Source organism: Lunatibacter salilacus, assembly GCF_009797935.1.
Taxonomy (GTDB): domain Bacteria; phylum Bacteroidota; class Bacteroidia; order Cytophagales; family Cyclobacteriaceae; genus Lunatibacter; species Lunatibacter salilacus.
In genome coordinates, this window is sequence record NZ_VOLC01000007.1 from 51,107 (window position 1) to 67,459 (window position 16,353).

The window sequence follows — 16,353 nt, forward strand, 5'->3', positions numbered from 1 at the left end:
TAATCACCGACCATTCCATCTATTGAACCATAATCATGCCATCATGTTTGGTTTTTCGAGAACATTGTACAACGATCAATTTTTGAAATGTTAAACGCATACAATTCTGTCTAATCTTTTTTAAGAAATAACTACTAAATGTAATATTTTTTGCGCAATTTTCTTGTTAATTACCTATATCTCTTGAAACACATTTCACAATCGTTGGTTTTTTCATCCCATGCCAAACAGTTATTTTCCTTTTTTGCGAAGGTTTGGATTTTAATTCTTGTACTTTCATCTTCTACGGAAGCCCAAACATTGGACAATTTAATCAGCAGTGTCGGTTTGGACAAAACAGATACTGTCATAATGTCGGATTCCCTTACACAACGGCCACTGACCCTAGAAGAAATAATCCGGCGCAATGAGACTTATTTTGAACAACTCCAGGTAGGAAGAAGCCGACTGCTTAGGGTTTACGACACGACATATTTATCTGTTGAAATACCCATCATTGAACGCATCATAGAACGCATTAACGAAAGTTTTGAATCTGCGGAAATAAGCTTCAACCTTCAATACCTCAACGAACTTGAAAATTTGATGGACGGATATGGCGTTCAAGTAAACCGATGGCAAAATGAAATAAACAAGAGGACTGAAAATTACTTGGAAATAGGTAGGAACATTGTAGAAATTCGAAATAGTTATAATGAGAGAGTTTCATTCGTAGATTCTGTCGCCCTGCCTATCTTAAACCTCCAGTGGGACCTACTATATACTAGATTGAACAAAACTGACAGTGTATATAGGCATCATCATTCCTTTGCGATTGATCTTCAAAGCAAATTGTCAGGTCTGGTTATCGGCATCAATGATGTAAAAGACGAGGTCAGGGAAAAGCGGCAACTCATCCGAAGTCGCCTATTGCAAAAAGAATCTCCCTACATTTGGCAAAAAGAGGCCACAGGCGAATCCGACCCCATTTTATCCCTATTAACGGATTCACTTACCTTGAACAAGGTTATTTTAAGGAGCTACCTAAATCGGAATATTTCCTATGCTGTACTCATTATTTTTCTGGGTATCGGACTTTATATATGGTTTACCTGGCTAATAAAAACCATTTCAAGAGAAAAAGAATTTTCAACCGTCATTCTTGAACGTACCAACTATCTTACATTTTCTCCATTAATATGTACTTTCCTGAGCATATTAACTTTGACACCATATATATTGCCCTATCCACCAAACACGGTGATTTTTTCAAGCCTCTTCGGAATGGCAGCTTGCTCTACCATTCTCCTTAGACAAGTCCTATTTACCAAGGTGTTTCGGCTTTGGGTTTTTATGGTGCTCAGCCTAGTTATTTTTGGAGTCAGCAACCAGTTGATTGAACATTCCTTTCAAGAAAGGTTTTATCTCATCGGCCTGTCCGTTATTGGCATTGCCATTGGACTGAATGCACTTCACCTTATCAGCAAAAAGCCCGATCATTATCCCCAATATTTGATCTACCTAATCTACCTTTACCTTTCAATGCAATCACTTTCAGTTTTGTTTCAACTGTTCGGGAGGTTTAGTCTTGGGAAGTTATTAGCCGTAACCTCTACCTTGAGTACCATGCAGGCGATAAGTTTGTATATGTTCGTTCTGGTGATCATGGAAGCCTTATACCTTCAGTCTGAAGTAGCCCAGTCCAACCAAAAAGAATTCACCAATTATCTCAACTACAAAAACATATATCGCCGATTAAACAAAATTTTTATAACCCTAGCTGTATTCATGTGGGTCTATTTTTTGACGTTAAATCTTTCCATTGATGATTATATTTTTAATACCATTTCAACCTTCCTTTCCGAAGAACGCACCATAGGAAATAGTTCTTTTACTTTCGGGAGTATTCTAGTTTTTATACTTGTCATTTGGGTTGCTTCCGTTCTCGCTAAAAATATCGCCTATTTTGCCACCATTAAGGACAGTGAAAAAGCCGACTTGCGTGATAAGCGTCTTGGCTCATCCATCCTGCTGATCCGGTTGGCGGTATTGATTGTTGGTTTTTTTGCAGCGTTGACATTTTCCGGGATTTCGTTGGACAAGCTGGCCATTGTCCTTGGTGCGCTCAGTGTGGGTATTGGTTTTGGTCTACAGACCATTGTTAACAATCTGGTATCAGGAATCATCCTGGCATTTGAAAGACCCATACAAATCGGAGATGCCATTGAGGTGGGCGGCCGATCAGGCGTTGTAAAGGAAGTCGGCATACGTTCCAGCACATTACAATCCTATGACGGATCCGAGGTAATTATCCCAAACGGTGATCTTCTGTCCCAACATTTGATCAATTGGACGCTTTCTGACCGGAAAAGGAGAATTGAAATCATTATCGGGGTCGCTTATGGTTCAAACCTTAAGTTGGTGCAGGAAGTCCTTTTGGAAGTTATGAAAAAAAATGAAATTCTCTCCCTACCAGAGCCTCGGGTATTTGTACACAACTTTGCCGACAGTGCGGTAGAATTCAGGCTGCTTTTTTGGGTAAGTAATTTCGACACCTGGCTCGGAGTTAAAAATCAAGTCATGCTGGATACCTATTTAGCCTTCGACGCTTCAGGCATCGAAATCCCATTTCCCCAGCGGGATATTCATGTCAGAACTGACATATCTGACAAGCCTTCTGATTCAAAAGAAGAAATCTAAACATTTCATAAAGAAAGCGGCATCGGTTCAAAGGGAAAGAGGGGTTTTCTTCTGTTTTTATACGGCAGGTTTTGCATATCGGCACGTGTCACTCCCGGGGTATTTACCCGAATCAGCTGTTTACATACAGGCATATATGCCGCCAAAGGTGCATTCACTCCTTTAGCTACTAATATCTGATAATCCTCGGGATTGATACCCGATTGAATAAGTTGCTGTAGGCTAAAAGGCACCACCCTGCGGGAGGTTACCATAACTGTATTTCCTTCTATAGTTTCAACAATGGCTGTCTCCCCCATATCAAAATTCACCTGGCCTCCATGCCGGGGCTGATTCTCGGTAAATTTACCCAACACTGTTCTCAGCAACTTTCCTTTCAGCAGTACAGGGTCACCATGATTGCGGTCTGTTTTTCCACCCACTTTCACCGAGATATTGTCCTCGGGCTTAAATGCTTTAAGTAATCCAACCGCCTCCGGATCATAGATGCAAACAAAGGATCTACCCAATTCATTGTCCTCAAGAATTTTTAATAAAAAAGTACTGTCCCCCGGTGAACCTCCACCTACATTATCTCCCATATCTAAAAGTAACAGGGGTTTTTCAGCTTCGCTTATTTCAGGAATCAAATCTTCCAATCCGATTTTTTTACCGGAAAAATCGCAATGATGATTTTCCATATGCCGCTGCAATTCAATCAAGGTTACCAGTGCTAAAGCATCATCTCCATCGGAAACCACTATCAGACTGCTGCCCATCTCTGGTACATCCGCATAGGGAAACCCCAAGACGATGCTGGTAGACATGATCCCAGGTCGTGCAGCCAAACGTGCTGACAATTGATATAATTCCAAGCAGGGGCTGGAACCGGTATGCTGCATTTCAATACTTATGGCCATAGGCAATTGAACCGCCTTCATTTTAGGTTTGCGCCTACCTGACAATGCATCGAGCAGAATTCCAGCCGCCTCTTTGCCAACTTCCCGTTGATCTATATGCGGGTTGGTTTTGTAGGCTACTAGGGCGTTCACTGCATCCACCATTTGCTGACTCAAATTACAATGCGGATCGATGGTGCCAACTATGGGCATATCCGGACCTACCTGAGAACGAACCCATGAAAGCCAATGCCCGTCAAAATCAGGAATCCCAACCGCTACAGCCGCACCATGAGGCACCACCATCAACCCATCCAAAGGCAGAGATTTAAGCAGTTGATCATGTAAAGTTTCCATCAGCTTATCCGCTGTACCGGAGCTTATCGTTCCACTAGGCGTGGCTTCGGCATACAAAATAGGGATTATTTCTAAGGTATCCTCTTTCTCCAACACCTCCAAAATCCCCCCTATTTCATGAAAAGCAGATCTATACTCCTCACAAATTTTATTGCCAGTTAACAGGTGACCATTTTCAAAGTCAGGCCATTCTGTTGAGGATGGTAAGAACGTATTTGACTCGTGGTAAATACCCAAAATACCGATGCGTAATTTGCCGGAGGTTCGACTTTTTGGTAGGAGGCTAACCTTATTTTTGGGCATATATTTATTAACGTCTCTCATTATCCTTCCATTTAGCTTTCCATGCTTTCATTTCCTATTTCAAATAGTTTCAGAATCCAAACCATTCTAAATTGAAAAGAGACATGCCTTCCGACATGTCTCTTTATTTTTAGAAAAGGATTATTAGCCTTTGTAATTTACCACAGTTTGCCTGGAAACACCCAAGCCTTTAACGCCTAATTCCACTTCGTCTCCTTCTTTCAGGTAAACCGGAGGCTTGAAGCCCATACCTACTCCGGATGGCGTGCCCGTACTAATGATGTCACCTGGAAGCAGCGTCATATACTGACTGATATAGCTCACCAAGGTGGGCACATTAAATACCAGGTCAGAAGTGCTGCTATCTTGAACAGTTTTTCCATTTACCTTAAGCCAAAGTCTCAGGTTATTGGGATCTGGGATTTCATCCCTTGTGACTAGAAATGGTCCAAGTGGGGCAAAAGTATCACAGCTTTTGCCTTTTACCCATTGTCCACCATGTTTTAATTGAAAGTCCCGCTCGCTCACATCGTTGTGAAGAGCATAGCCAGCAATATGGTCATAGGCATCCTCTACGGACACATAGCTGGCTTTTTTACCGATCACGATGGCCAATTCGACCTCCCAATCCGTAGCTTCGGAATTTTTGGGAATAACGATGGTATCGAATGGCCCTGAAAGGGAAGAAGTCGCTTTCATAAACAAGACTGGTTGCTGCGGAACATCCATCCCGCTCTCCTTGGCGTGAAGCGAATAATTTAATCCCACACAGATGATTTTTGAAGGCTTGTAAACAGGTGGTCCCAATCGCTCATCAGGAGCAATGTCAGGACAGGAAGCCTGATTCGCTTCCAGCCATTCAGCTAGCTTTTGTACGCCAGACTCGTCCCCGAGGAATTCCTCCGACCAGTCTGTTCCAAATGCACTTACATCCAGCCGCTTTCCTTCTGCGGTTTCTATTCCCGGTTTTTCTTTTCCGGCTTTTCCAAATCGTATTAGTTTCATATGATTATAATTGTTTTTCAAAGGTCACACCTGACTGCCGTCAGGCAGGTGGAATCTCGCATGGCAATAATCATCCTAGTGTGTGACGACTTTCGTCATGCTCGATTTCAGGGTTTAATTTATAGTGTTACAATCAGTTACATTTTTAACTGCGAGAATCCTCCGTCTACCAGATAATCCGCTCCAGTAAGGAACTCCGCTTGGTCCGAGGCTAGGAAAAACGCCATGTTGGCGACTTCTTCGGGAATTCCCATTCTTCCTATAGGCTGTGTTGCTGCAAGCTTATCAAACATTTCCTGTTCTCTTCCCGGGTAGGTTTTGGTGAGGTAACCATCCACAAATGGGGTATGAATCCTGGCGGGAGAAATGGCATTTACACGTATTTTATGCTCCACATAGTCCCTTGCCATAGATAGCGTCATGGTCAGTACCGCCCCCTTTGTCATGGAATAAGCAAATCTATCCGGAATTCCTACCGTAGCAGCTACGGAAGCCATATTAATGATCACGCCACCTCCCTGTTCCTTCATCCGGCCAATTACTGCCTGCGAGCAGTTGTAAACGCCCTTAATATTGACGCTGTAAAGTCTGTCTAGGTCACTTTCTATGGTCTGCTCCAAATTACCGACATGTGCGACTCCGGCATTGTTTATCAAAACATCAATGTTGCCGGAAATTTGGGCAACAACTTCCTTTATTTGATTCTGATTGGAAACATCTGCTTGAAAAAAAGAAATGGAATAGCCTTCGGATTGGAGTTCTTTTGCTACATTTTCTCCTGACGCCTTGTTATAATCCAGGATATACACGTTGGCACCCTCTTTGGCAAACCGCTTGGTGATAGCCAGTCCAATCCCGCTGGCACCACCGGTGACCAGCACGTTTTTTTTGTTCATTGAAGTTTATTTTTTTGAGTTAATTGAAATAAAAGTATTGACACTGGGAATTAGGGTTCTTTCTCTTTCTGATTGATAATCTCTCTATTTTCCCAGCATAGGAAAAAGCCGTTTTATATCCTGTTCTGTTGGTCGGCTACCATATTCGCAGATTTCAAAAGATTCAGCATACTTCACTTGGGACGCTTTCGAAGCACCGTACCATTTTTCCAAAGCTGGTTTTGCTGCCGGACTTACACTGCTCCAACGTTTGTCTCTAAGCCAAGCTTTTCGCTCTTCTGTTCCTTCCGGCACCTCATCCGCATAGCCTCCTATCCAGGGCAGCCACTCATAAAACTGGGATACATGTGCATCCATGGCATCGATTTTTTTATCTATTACCGAGGTAATATCCACCGAAATATCAGCGGAAAACGGGTTGGGTTTTTGAAAGTTGTCCTGAAAATAGAGGAAAACCGGATTTTTTTTCAGTGGGGGAACGTCGGCTGCCACATTGGGCACTCCTACCATGTAGGCTGCATCCTGTACAAGAATGGCAGTGTAGCGGTGATCGGGATGGTAGTCATTGGTACGATGGGAAATCACAACGTCCGCATCCCATTCCCTGATCAGCCTTATGATATCCATTCGAATCGGTAAAGTGGCCAACAGCTCTCCATCGTGATTGTCCAACACATCATAGGTCACTCCCAATCTACGGGCTACTTCTTCAGTCTCCGCCTTTCTTCTTTTGGCCAACATGCCACCACCCATTTCCATATGGCCCGCATCTCCGTTGGTCACGGAAACAAACTTTACCTCATGACCCATGGAAACAAAAAGTGCGGCAGTGCCACCACCTTTAATGTCACAGTCATCCGGATGGGCACCAATCATAATTATCCGCAATGGCTTATCCTGTGCATCGGCAAATTGAAAAGAAAAGCAAAGTAAGAGCGTGAGAGAGATAAGTAATAGTTTCATAATCGGTTTTATGGGTAATATTAAGTAAAAAGTGAATATACTCATTTAGGTGAATGATACCAATCCGAATAGGCTGATCGGCCGTAGAACAATAAAAAAAGTTTTATTGAGTCTCAAAAAAACAGGTAATGGCATGTCTCTTCAAAAGAAATGTATAAATTTAGACATATAACATTACGCCAGATTTCTGATGGAGAATACACCTGATCGGCTGAAGCAGATCACATACGGATTGATTACCTTTACGTTGAGCTATCTGATATTGTGGTACGGTAGTTTTATTTTCATCCCCCTGACTTGGGGAATATTTTTTGCGTTTGCGCTTTTTCCTGTATCCCATTGGTTGGAGGAAAATCGATTTCCAAGAGGTTTGGCCATATTTACTACGCTGGTGATTTTCACAGTAAGCATTGTTGGCGTATTGTTTTTGGTGATCAACCAAATGGTCAACCTCTTGGCAGAAATACCCGAAATAGGTGAGATCTTTCAAACTAAACTCTCATCATACTTGGTAGATATAGAGAAGATGACAGGCATTGCGATAATACAAGACGACCCGACTTCCCTATTTTCCAATTGGATTAGCGGGGAAAACATAAATCAGACCCTATTCAATACTGGGAAATCCATTACCCTTATTGGAATTATCCCTTTGTTTATTTTCCTGTTGCTCTATTATCGGGATTTTTTTGTTGCTTTCTTGCTACAGGCATCTGAACGGAGCAATGAAAAAATATTGACCTGGGTCGGAGATTCAGGGAAAATAATTCATCAATACCTGATTGGAATGTTTAAAGTAACCGGAATTGTCACGGTACTATCCGGAGCTTTCTTTTATTTCATGGATATAAAATATTACCTGCTTTTTGCATTGTTTATCGCTGTTATGAACCTAATCCCCTATATAGGGGTCATCATTAGCTCATTGCTTGTCATTTTGTATGTTTTTCTTACAACTGACACACTTTTTTACCCCCTTCTTACGCTGGGAGTTCTTTGGGGCATACAACTGGTGGAAAATAATTTGATTACCCCGGTGGTGGTAGGTTCAAAAGTACAAATAAATGTATTGGCGGTAATCCTTGCCATACTTTTGGGCGGTTCTCTTTGGGGGGTATCGGGAATGGTTTTATCGATACCTTTGGTGGGAATTCTAAAGATAACCCTAGATAGGATTCCCACATTTAGACCGTATGGATATCTTTTGGGTGATGATTTTCCCATTCATGAAAAGCAGGAGAATTTTTTCAAAATATTTAAGCGGAAACTCTTTAAAAAATAAATATGTGCGCACGAAAGGATTCGAACCTTCACACCCGAAGGCGCTGCCACCTGAAGACAGTGCGTCTACCAATTTCGCCACGTGCGCATATTTACCCCAAAAATGTGGAAATAATGTGTTCTTAACAAGCAAAAGGAAAAAAACATTACCCCTTGATTTTTCCATTCTTTTATCTCTCTGAGATTGAGTTTATTCTACCCAGGTACCATTAAGCATTACCCGATCTATGGCCTTCATATTGCTGATATCTGCATAGGGATCCGCATTGAGCAGCAGTAGATCTGCCTTTTTACCAACCTCAATAGAACCCACTTGATCCTCTATTTTCAAGAAACGGGCATTTTGATACGTAGCAGCATATATGATTTCTGACGGAGTCATTGCGCATGATTGAAGAAGTTCCATCTCCCTGTGATACGCCCAACCGTATTCAGAATTGGGTACATAAGAATGCGATCCTACGGCTAACGTTACTCCTTGGTTATGAGCTAGTCGGGTAAATTCCATCATTTTTGCAAACCCACCTCGCCGAACTGAATCTTCTGAATCAGGTTCAGGCTCAAAGACTGCCAAGGTAGGACAGAGAAAAACGTTATTTTCCACCATTAATTCAAATATACGGACTACATTTTCCCGATCCGTATCAAAGTCCATCTGGTTCCACATCTCATATCGCCCTTCCCTGCGGGCATTGTTATCTGCCAACACCTTCTGCTTGTAGGCTTCTGCCTGAAACGGTGGTACTAGGGCAAGGCCAAATGATGTAACATGTTCAATCCCCGTCACTCCAGTCAGAATGACCTCCCTCGCATCACTAATTTCCAAATGGGCCGTGGAAGGCAATCCCAATTTTCGGCATTCATCTGCCGCTGCTTGTATCATCCCAAGCGACATCCGGTAATAGATTTTAATTGCTGAGGCTCCTTTTGCTGCCAAATTCCGGATTTGTTGCCGTACCTCTTCCTCATCCCTTACGATCAGTGCATCCCGTGGATGGGCAGGAGGAAACATATCCAAGTGAGGGCCTGTAAGGAAGAGCCGGGGAAGGGTTTTTCCTCTTCGCCGTTCATTCCCATAGGCTTCTATCCAGGCCCCAGGATCCCTTAGGGATGTGATTCCATTTTTAAGAAACATATGGGGAAGTCCCCTCAGTAAGTCCAGATGAAAATGGGCATCAATCAATCCCGGAAGCAAAAACTTGCCAGAACCCTCGATCACATGCGCTTGATTCGGAACCATGACCTCGCTGGAAGGACCTATCTCAGTTATCAGTCCATCGGTAATAATTACAGTATATCCCGACAACGCTTCCCCTCCCCTACCATCTATTACAGTGACATATTGGATGGCAATGGTTTCCTCAGTTGTGACTATTTCTGCATGGTTAATTGGCTGAATGTGGATTTGTGCTTCATGCTGTTCTTCAATTTGCGGACGGCAGGAACCCATCAACATTGAAGTTATGCCGAAAATGACGAAAACTCTTTCAGGGACAGGGAAATACATATAGCTGGTTTTGCGGTCTGATCTATGAAGAAAGATACTGGATTTCACCTAAAAAGCAATTCAAAAAATCATGGATGTCAAAATATATTCAAAAGAAAATTACACCCCTACATCAACGCATTTGCATACCGGGTTTTGTTCTTTGGCAAAGGCAAAGCCATCCTTCCACCATTGTTTCATTTCTGCGGGGTCAAAAATTAACGAATTTTCTGTCAATATGCCTGGCGGGTAATAAAAATTCAAATCCACCTTCCGCCGTCCCCCTTCCAACTTACCGATTTTTATGTCATCATTGGCTATCTGATTCATTATAAAATCAAACGTGCGGGTCATAAGCTCCAATGCATTCCGTACGTTTTCCTTTTTTTGCCTAGGTTGGCTTGATTTCAATACAATCACATCAATAACGCTAGCCCCACGGTAAATGGCCTCTGATATGGGGACTAGATCGGCAAAGCCTCCATCAGCATACTGGCAACCGTTTTTCTCCAAAAGACTCATAAAAGGCACCATGTTCGCGGAAGCCCATATCCATTCACAGAAATCCTCATAGGTGCTCAACTTTAGCGCCTTATATTCGACTTCACCGGTGGTCAAATTCGAAACCGTCACGTAAACATCCGCATCCCCCTGCCGCATCCGCTCAAAATCATAACGGGTCATGATTTTTTTGATCAGTTTCAACAGCGCCATACTTTCCCCAAATGTTTTCCTTCCCCTGATAAACATTTTCACCGTGTTAAAGTGATTGATTTTGATATGTTTGACACCATCTTCCTCCGTAATGTAAAAAGGAGATACATCGAATATCTGATTTTGCGTAACAGAAGTATAGATCGCCTTGATTTTGTCAATCTCGCCAATAGAGAGTAAAGGTACCAATAAGCTCCCAGTAGATGTCCCCAGAAACAAATCATACTGATAGCCACAAGCCTTTATTAAAAATTCCGCAATGCCACCGGCAAATGCACCCTTACTTCCTCCTCCAGATATTACTAATGCTCTCATTTAACGCTTTTTAATTATTTTTAGGTCTTTTATATTTGGTATAACTTTACGGATTTCCAATTAATATGATATTATTAAACTGTAGTTTCCTCAAAGTAATTTCAGGTTGAATATATTCCTTTTCCGCAAGCGGATACCCAAAATCCCATGGAGAAAGTCCGACATAGGTGGTGCTTTTTCCCAAAATTTGAATCATACCATTGGATGAATTCTCAAAAATGGCAAACAAGGGATCTTGTGAAGGACTGTACCTTTGATCCACCTAAATTCCTCATTTTCCGAAAACTTCCGGATTCACAGGGTACGGAAGCCGTTCCCCTTTTAGTCCCGCGATGATGTTTTCTGCTGCACAACGGGCCATTTCATTTCTCGTCTCAAACGTAGAAGAACCTATATGGGGAAATACAACGGCATTTTCCATTTCCAGCAGCGGATTATCCGGGTTCATTGGTTCCGGATTGGTGACATCAAGCCCTGCTCCCCAAATAACATTTTCATTGAGGGCCCGAATCAACTCCTCCTCCCGATGAACGCCACCCCTTGCCGTATTGACAAATATCGCTGAGGATTTCATTTTTTTAAACTGCTCGTAACCGAACATACCCTTTGTTTCCTCGGTGAGTGCGGTATGTACCGAAATTATATCACTCTGTGCGAGCAATTCCTCGAAGCTTACCAACTTAGCACCAAGTTCTTGTTCCGCTTCCTCGTTTTGACTTCGGTTGTGGTAAATAATCTTCATTCCCCAAGACTTAGCACACATTCTAGCTAATTCAGTCCCTATTCTTCCCAAACCAACTATCCCCAAAGTCTTCCCGGCGATATCTACGCCAAGATCCTGGGTAGGTTGGCTGATAGCCCATTCACCTTTTTGGATTTTTTTATGTAAAAAGAGAGCCTTTCTCGCTACCGTCAACATAAGCAATAAAGCAGTTTCCGCAGTGGCACGATTAAGAACATTTGGGGTATTGCCAATGGGTACCCCCTGAGCGGTAGCAGCAGAAATATCTACCCCATCAAAGCCTACCGAATGAAGGGCGACTACCTTGAGATGACTGCATTGTTTGAAAAAATCCGCATCGAGGCCACTTTGTCCGGCACTGATAAAGGCATCGTGTCCCTTGCAAAACAAGATTGCCTGATCCCTGTCCAATACCGGCTTTTCCTTCCATACGGTATAGTCAATGCCTGCCTCATCCAGTAACCTCAGGCCTAGTTCAGGAATAATTTTGTTGATAAACACCTTTTTTCTTTCCATACTAAAATTTAATATTGGACAGTATCCATCAAATCAGTTGATCCCGATTCAAAAGATACCGTCAATTAACCTAACCTATTTAACGTACCTGAAATCAAATTTCTGATCGAAATCCTGAAGGAAGCCACACATTAAAGAAATGACATGGTTAATATCCGATTTACTTGCAGTCTCTACCGTAGTGTGCATGTATTTGATTGGCAAGGATATTAGGGCTGAAGGAACCCCCCCATTGGAATAGGCAAATGCATCGGTATCGGTTCCTGTACTGCGTGATGAGGCAGACCGCTGAAAAGGAATTTCCCGCTTTCTGGCTGAGGCAATAATCAGATCCAGCAATTTTTTGTGTACAGCAGCACCTACTGTAAGAACGGGGCCATTGCCAGCGGTATAATCGCCGCTTGCCACCTTATTGTACATGGGTGAGGTTGTGTCATGACATACATCGGTGATGATGGCTACATTTGGTTTGATATTGGCGGCAATCATTTCTGCCCCGCGCAGACCGATTTCCTCCTGCACAGCATTGACGATATACAGTCCAAAAGGAAGGTCTATCTTTTCCTCCTTCAACTTTCGGGCTACTTCCGCTATCATATACCCGCCGATTCGGTTATCCAGTGCCCTGCCTGTATAAAACTTACCGTTCAATTCGGTCAATTCATCCTGAAAGGTAGCCACGCATCCCACGTGAATTCCCATTTCGAGAACTTCATCCTTAGATCTTGCCCCCACGTCGAGGAAAATATTGTCCATTTTTGGAGGCTCTTCTTTGGCCTTATCCCGTACATGGATGGCTGGCCATCCAAATACCCCTTGAATAATTTTGTTATCAGTATGTATGTTTACCCGCATGGACGGGGCGATTTGGTGATCTGAGCCTCCGTTTCGGGCCACATAAATGTAGCCTTCGGGCGTTATATAGTTTACAAACCAGCTGATCTCATCGGCATGGGCTTCTATAACCACCTTAAAATCCGATTTGGGATTGATCACCCCGACTGCGGAGCCATAGGCATCCGTAAAATGATCATCCACAAAAGGCTTCAAATAATCCAACCAAATCTGCTGGCCCGAGGCCTCATATCCGGTAGGAGATGCGTTGTTTAAATACTTGTATAGAAATTTTTCGTTGTTTTGCATGAAATAGTTATATTATCATATTAGGGTAAAGATCAAAATTACCCATTTTTTTTTACAGTCAAAGCTTAAAAAAGCTACTACTGGATGATATGCAAAGCAAAATGGTTTAACAAAGACAGGTTTCAAATGAAGGGACTACCTGAACGTTAAGATTGGGGTTCGGTTATACTTCTTTAGTAGTAAGCCTTCAAAGCGTCCATAACCCCAAAAGATTTCATAGCTACATCATTTCCAAAAAGCCCTCCTAGTTCTGTACTTTCTTTATCTGATACTTTGGAGCTTGGGGAAAAGCTTTTGACTAAATCTTCGAACTTTGGACCGTTATTTGCTAATTTTTCCATTCACTCCGCCTAAAAACTTCGATGAGCTTTCTAAAGAAGTGCTATTCGCTATTCCAGAGGTTTTTGTGGGGTGATGGTGCTTAATTTCAAAGCATAAACCGCAATTAATTATATACGCCGTTAGCAATAGTCATTTTTAATTGTTCACAATATCTTCTTTACTTATCCATTTTCCTTCTTTCAATAAATCATAACTAGATTTAATATTTTTATAATAATCTTTTGCTAATATCTTCCAAATAAAAAAAGAATAAATGCATAATACAATTGTTAATATCGATAAAACCATGAAAATTTCACTATTTCTATTATCTTGAGTTAAATAATAGGTTAACAAACTTAAGGCTATAAAGAAAAAATTTAGTGTCCAAGAACGAGTTAATCTAAGTCTTGTTCTATTATAAATCATCTGGTCATTCAAATGCTTTGATTTGTGCATTATATAAGTAATTATTGGCTTTGCATAAGTTATTCCTTTTTTATCTTTCGGATAATCTGCGCAATTCTTAAAAACTATAGGAATATTCTTTTTTTCATACTTAACGAATAACTGATATCCTAATCTATCAATTAAAATCCCAAGGACATAAGCAAAACCAGTGACTGGAATAATATAAAATGTTGAATAATTATAGTTTAAAATATGATCTAAGTTAATTCCGCAAATAGAGCATATAAATATTAATATCCAAGCTATTCCTCCAAATCCGGTTATTAATATTTCTACAAATAATTGTGTCGTTCTCATAGTTTTTTCTTATAGGTTAGACATTTTTGGAATAATTATTATTGCCAACACTTTTATTGACCTGAATTTTCCAATCTCTATATCCCCTATTGGCTGCCTTGATCTGGATCTGGTTTCACCAACTTTTATTTTTCTTACAAACCTTTCTAAAAGTCTATTACCCCCAATTCCCAGATCTTAGCGTTCAGGTTGCTTTGCTATTCAGGCATTCCCAACTTTGTCAAACACCTCCGTGTTGTTGGTTTTTCTCAGGTAGAAACCGGGGTGCCTTGTAGTTGTCCTGCAATTGCCTTTAAAACCTTCTTATAGCGGCATATTCCCATGCTTTTTCCGGGGGAGTGTATCAACCTTATTTTCAAGCATCCGAAACGCCCTCAGCAGGCGGGAACGGGTTTCCCGGGGAAGAATGACTTCATCGATAAATCCACGCTCCGCAGCAGAATATGGATTGGCGAATTTTTCGGTAAACTCATCTATCTTTTCCTTTAACTTCAGCTCCGGATCTTCTGCAACGGCTATTTCCCGTTTAAAAATAATTTCCGCGGCACCCTTTGCACCCATCACAGCAATTTCCGCAGTAGGCCAGGCAAAATTCAGGTCAGCACCTATATGCTTGGAATTCATTACATCATAAGCACCACCGTAGGCCTTTCGGGTGATAACCGTAATTCGAGGAACGGTAGCTTCTGAAAATGCATACAGCAACTTGGCTCCGTTGGTGATGATTCCGTTCCACTCCTGATCCGTACCCGGCAAGAAACCCGGGACATCCACTAGTACAAGCAATGGAATATTGAAGCTGTCGCAAAATCGGACAAAGCGGGCTGCTTTGACAGAAGAATGGATATCCAACACCCCTGCCATAACCGCAGGCTGATTGCCCACAACTCCAATACTCTTGCCACCTAGCCGGGCAAATCCTACCACGACATTTTCAGCAAATTCCCGGTGCACTTCAAAAAAACTTCCCTCATCAGCAATGCCCTCAATAACCTCCCTCATGTCATAGGGCTGATTGGGGTTTTCCGGCACAAGGTCATCCAACTCCTCCCTTTCCTCACTGGATGCAGGGGTGTAGGCCAACGCCGGAGCTTCTTCTTCACAGTTTTGGGGGATATAACTAAGTAATTTTTTCAGATGATCTATGCAGTCAATTTCATTGGCACATGAGAAATGCGTCACACCACTTTTTGTACTGTGGGCAGATGCCCCACCTAGATCCTCGGCACTGACGTTTTCCTGGGTGACGGTTTTCACCACATTGGGACCGGTCACAAACATGTAGGAAGTATGCTCCACCATCAAAACAAAGTCAGTAATAGCTGGGGAATAAACGGCTCCGCCCGCACAGGGGCCCATGATGGCAGACAACTGTGGGATCACTCCCGAAGCCCGCGTATTTCTATAAAAAATATCCGCATAACCACCCAAAGAACTTACTCCTTCTTGAATACGTGCCCCGCCTGAATCATTGAGGCCGATCACGGGAGCTCCGTTTTTCATAGCCATGTCCATGATTTTGCAAATCTTTTCTGCGTGGGTTTCTGAAAGTGACCCGCCAAACACGGTAAAATCTTGGGAAAACACATATACCAATCTCCCGTTGATTGTCCCAAATCCGGTAATAACTCCATCTCCCAGGTATTTCTCTTTATCTATACCAAAATCAGTACCACGATGAACTACAAATTTGTCCAACTCCTGGAAGGATCCCGGATCCAATAAAAAGCCCACGCGCTCGCGGGAAGTTAATTTTCCCTTGGCATGTTGCGCCTCCACCCGCTTGGGACCTCCGCCCTGCAAAGCCTCTTTATTCTTTTGCTGAAGAATACCAATCTTTGAACTTTGGGGTTGGGGGTTTGGGGTTTGGTTCTTTTTCATATATTTAGGTTTGACCAAATATAAGTAGCTCCCTGCTAGCAGAAAAATCATTGCCTAATTTTATACCCTTTTTCAAATACCCAAAACCGCGTTGGATGGGACAAT

Annotated in this window: 14 protein-coding genes and 1 tRNA gene; 2 read left to right on the forward strand and 13 right to left on the reverse strand. The window is 42.2% G+C overall.

What is annotated here, in order from left to right; genetic code table 11:
• The first annotated feature begins 183 nt into the window (after positions 1 to 183).
• Positions 184 to 2,679 carry a mechanosensitive ion channel family protein gene (locus tag FQ608_RS10975; protein ID WP_158858285.1) on the forward strand — a complete coding sequence of 832 codons (2,496 nt, stop codon included), beginning with the start codon at positions 184 to 186 and terminating at the stop codon, positions 2,677 to 2,679.
• A 5-nt stretch (positions 2,680 to 2,684) separates the two neighbouring features.
• Here the strand turns inward: FQ608_RS10975 and FQ608_RS10980 are convergent, their stop codons facing one another.
• The 4 genes from FQ608_RS10980 to FQ608_RS10995 form a co-directional block, all read right to left on the reverse strand.
• Positions 2,685 to 4,238 carry a M81 family metallopeptidase gene (locus FQ608_RS10980; protein WP_234364171.1) on the reverse strand — a complete coding sequence of 518 codons (1,554 nt, stop codon included), beginning with the start codon at positions 4,236 to 4,238 and terminating at the stop codon, positions 2,685 to 2,687.
• A gap of 123 nt (positions 4,239 to 4,361) precedes the next feature.
• Entirely contained in the window at positions 4,362 to 5,222 is an 861-nt protein-coding gene (locus tag FQ608_RS10985; protein ID WP_158858286.1) for a fumarylacetoacetate hydrolase family protein, read from the reverse strand.
• 137 nt (positions 5,223 to 5,359) lie between these two features.
• Positions 5,360 to 6,118: an SDR family NAD(P)-dependent oxidoreductase gene (locus FQ608_RS10990; protein ID WP_158858287.1), complete on the reverse strand. Its 759-nt coding sequence runs from the start codon at positions 6,116 to 6,118 to the stop codon at positions 5,360 to 5,362.
• Positions 6,119 to 6,202: 84 nt separating this feature from the next.
• Positions 6,203 to 7,081, reverse strand: coding sequence for a PIG-L deacetylase family protein (locus FQ608_RS10995; RefSeq protein WP_158858288.1), 879 nt, complete (start codon positions 7,079 to 7,081; stop codon positions 6,203 to 6,205).
• 190 nt (positions 7,082 to 7,271) lie between these two features.
• On the opposite strand from FQ608_RS10995, the gene FQ608_RS11000 reads away from it, so the two are divergent.
• Complete coding sequence (locus FQ608_RS11000; RefSeq protein ID WP_158858289.1) at positions 7,272 to 8,363, forward strand: AI-2E family transporter; 1,092 nt, start codon at positions 7,272 to 7,274, stop codon at positions 8,361 to 8,363.
• A gap of 5 nt (positions 8,364 to 8,368) precedes the next feature.
• On the opposite strand, the gene FQ608_RS11005 is transcribed toward FQ608_RS11000, so the two are convergent.
• The 9 genes from FQ608_RS11005 to FQ608_RS11045 all read right to left on the reverse strand — a co-directional run bounded on the left by FQ608_RS11005 (position 8,369) and on the right by FQ608_RS11045 (position 16,248).
• Positions 8,369 to 8,450, reverse strand: a tRNA-Leu gene (locus tag FQ608_RS11005).
• A gap of 102 nt (positions 8,451 to 8,552) precedes the next feature.
• Complete coding sequence (locus tag FQ608_RS11010) at positions 8,553 to 9,869, reverse strand: amidohydrolase family protein (RefSeq protein WP_158858290.1); 1,317 nt, start codon at positions 9,867 to 9,869, stop codon at positions 8,553 to 8,555.
• A 99-nt stretch (positions 9,870 to 9,968) separates the two neighbouring features.
• Complete coding sequence (locus FQ608_RS11015; protein ID WP_158858291.1) at positions 9,969 to 10,877, reverse strand: patatin-like phospholipase family protein; 909 nt, start codon at positions 10,875 to 10,877, stop codon at positions 9,969 to 9,971.
• Between the two features lie 46 nt (positions 10,878 to 10,923).
• Positions 10,924 to 11,139, reverse strand: a complete 216-nt coding sequence (locus FQ608_RS11020; RefSeq protein ID WP_158858292.1) for a hypothetical protein — start codon at positions 11,137 to 11,139, stop codon at positions 10,924 to 10,926.
• A gap of 9 nt (positions 11,140 to 11,148) precedes the next feature.
• Positions 11,149 to 12,135 (reverse strand): 2-hydroxyacid dehydrogenase, encoded by a 987-nt coding sequence (locus tag FQ608_RS11025; RefSeq protein ID WP_158858293.1) that lies wholly within the window; start codon positions 12,133 to 12,135, stop codon positions 11,149 to 11,151.
• A 75-nt stretch (positions 12,136 to 12,210) separates the two neighbouring features.
• Complete coding sequence (locus FQ608_RS11030; protein ID WP_158858294.1) at positions 12,211 to 13,278, reverse strand: M42 family metallopeptidase; 1,068 nt, start codon at positions 13,276 to 13,278, stop codon at positions 12,211 to 12,213.
• Positions 13,279 to 13,451: 173 nt separating this feature from the next.
• Complete coding sequence (locus FQ608_RS11035) at positions 13,452 to 13,619, reverse strand: hypothetical protein (protein WP_158858295.1); 168 nt, start codon at positions 13,617 to 13,619, stop codon at positions 13,452 to 13,454.
• A 136-nt stretch (positions 13,620 to 13,755) separates the two neighbouring features.
• Positions 13,756 to 14,367 carry a hypothetical protein gene (locus FQ608_RS11040; RefSeq protein WP_158858296.1) on the reverse strand — a complete coding sequence of 204 codons (612 nt, stop codon included), beginning with the start codon at positions 14,365 to 14,367 and terminating at the stop codon, positions 13,756 to 13,758.
• 303 nt (positions 14,368 to 14,670) lie between these two features.
• Positions 14,671 to 16,248, reverse strand: coding sequence for an acyl-CoA carboxylase subunit beta (locus FQ608_RS11045; protein ID WP_158858297.1), 1,578 nt, complete (start codon positions 16,246 to 16,248; stop codon positions 14,671 to 14,673).
• Positions 16,249 to 16,353 lie beyond the last annotated feature (105 nt).

Excerpts from the sequence above, each read along its gene's own strand:
- FQ608_RS10985 (WP_158858286.1), bottom strand. The coding sequence starts at position 5,222 with ATGAAACTAATACGATTTGGAAAAGCCGGAAAAGAAAAACCGGGAATA.
- FQ608_RS11010 (WP_158858290.1), bottom strand. The coding sequence starts at position 9,869 with ATGTATTTCCCTGTCCCTGAAAGAGTTTTCGTCATTTTCGGCATAACT.
- FQ608_RS11030 (WP_158858294.1), bottom strand. The coding sequence starts at position 13,278 with ATGCAAAACAACGAAAAATTTCTATACAAGTATTTAAACAACGCATCT.
- FQ608_RS11015 (WP_158858291.1), bottom strand. The coding sequence starts at position 10,877 with ATGAGAGCATTAGTAATATCTGGAGGAGGAAGTAAGGGTGCATTTGCC.
- FQ608_RS11045 (WP_158858297.1), bottom strand. The coding sequence starts at position 16,248 with ATGAAAAAGAACCAAACCCCAAACCCCCAACCCCAAAGTTCAAAGATT.
- FQ608_RS11025 (WP_158858293.1), bottom strand. The coding sequence starts at position 12,135 with ATGGAAAGAAAAAAGGTGTTTATCAACAAAATTATTCCTGAACTAGGC.
- FQ608_RS11040 (WP_158858296.1), bottom strand. The coding sequence starts at position 14,367 with ATGAGAACGACACAATTATTTGTAGAAATATTAATAACCGGATTTGGA.
- FQ608_RS10995 (WP_158858288.1), bottom strand. The coding sequence starts at position 7,081 with ATGAAACTATTACTTATCTCTCTCACGCTCTTACTTTGCTTTTCTTTT.
- FQ608_RS10990 (WP_158858287.1), bottom strand. The coding sequence starts at position 6,118 with ATGAACAAAAAAAACGTGCTGGTCACCGGTGGTGCCAGCGGGATTGGA.
- FQ608_RS11000 (WP_158858289.1), top strand. The coding sequence starts at position 7,272 with ATGGAGAATACACCTGATCGGCTGAAGCAGATCACATACGGATTGATT.
- FQ608_RS10980 (WP_234364171.1), bottom strand. The coding sequence starts at position 4,238 with ATGAGAGACGTTAATAAATATATGCCCAAAAATAAGGTTAGCCTCCTA.
- FQ608_RS11035 (WP_158858295.1), bottom strand. The coding sequence starts at position 13,619 with ATGGAAAAATTAGCAAATAACGGTCCAAAGTTCGAAGATTTAGTCAAA.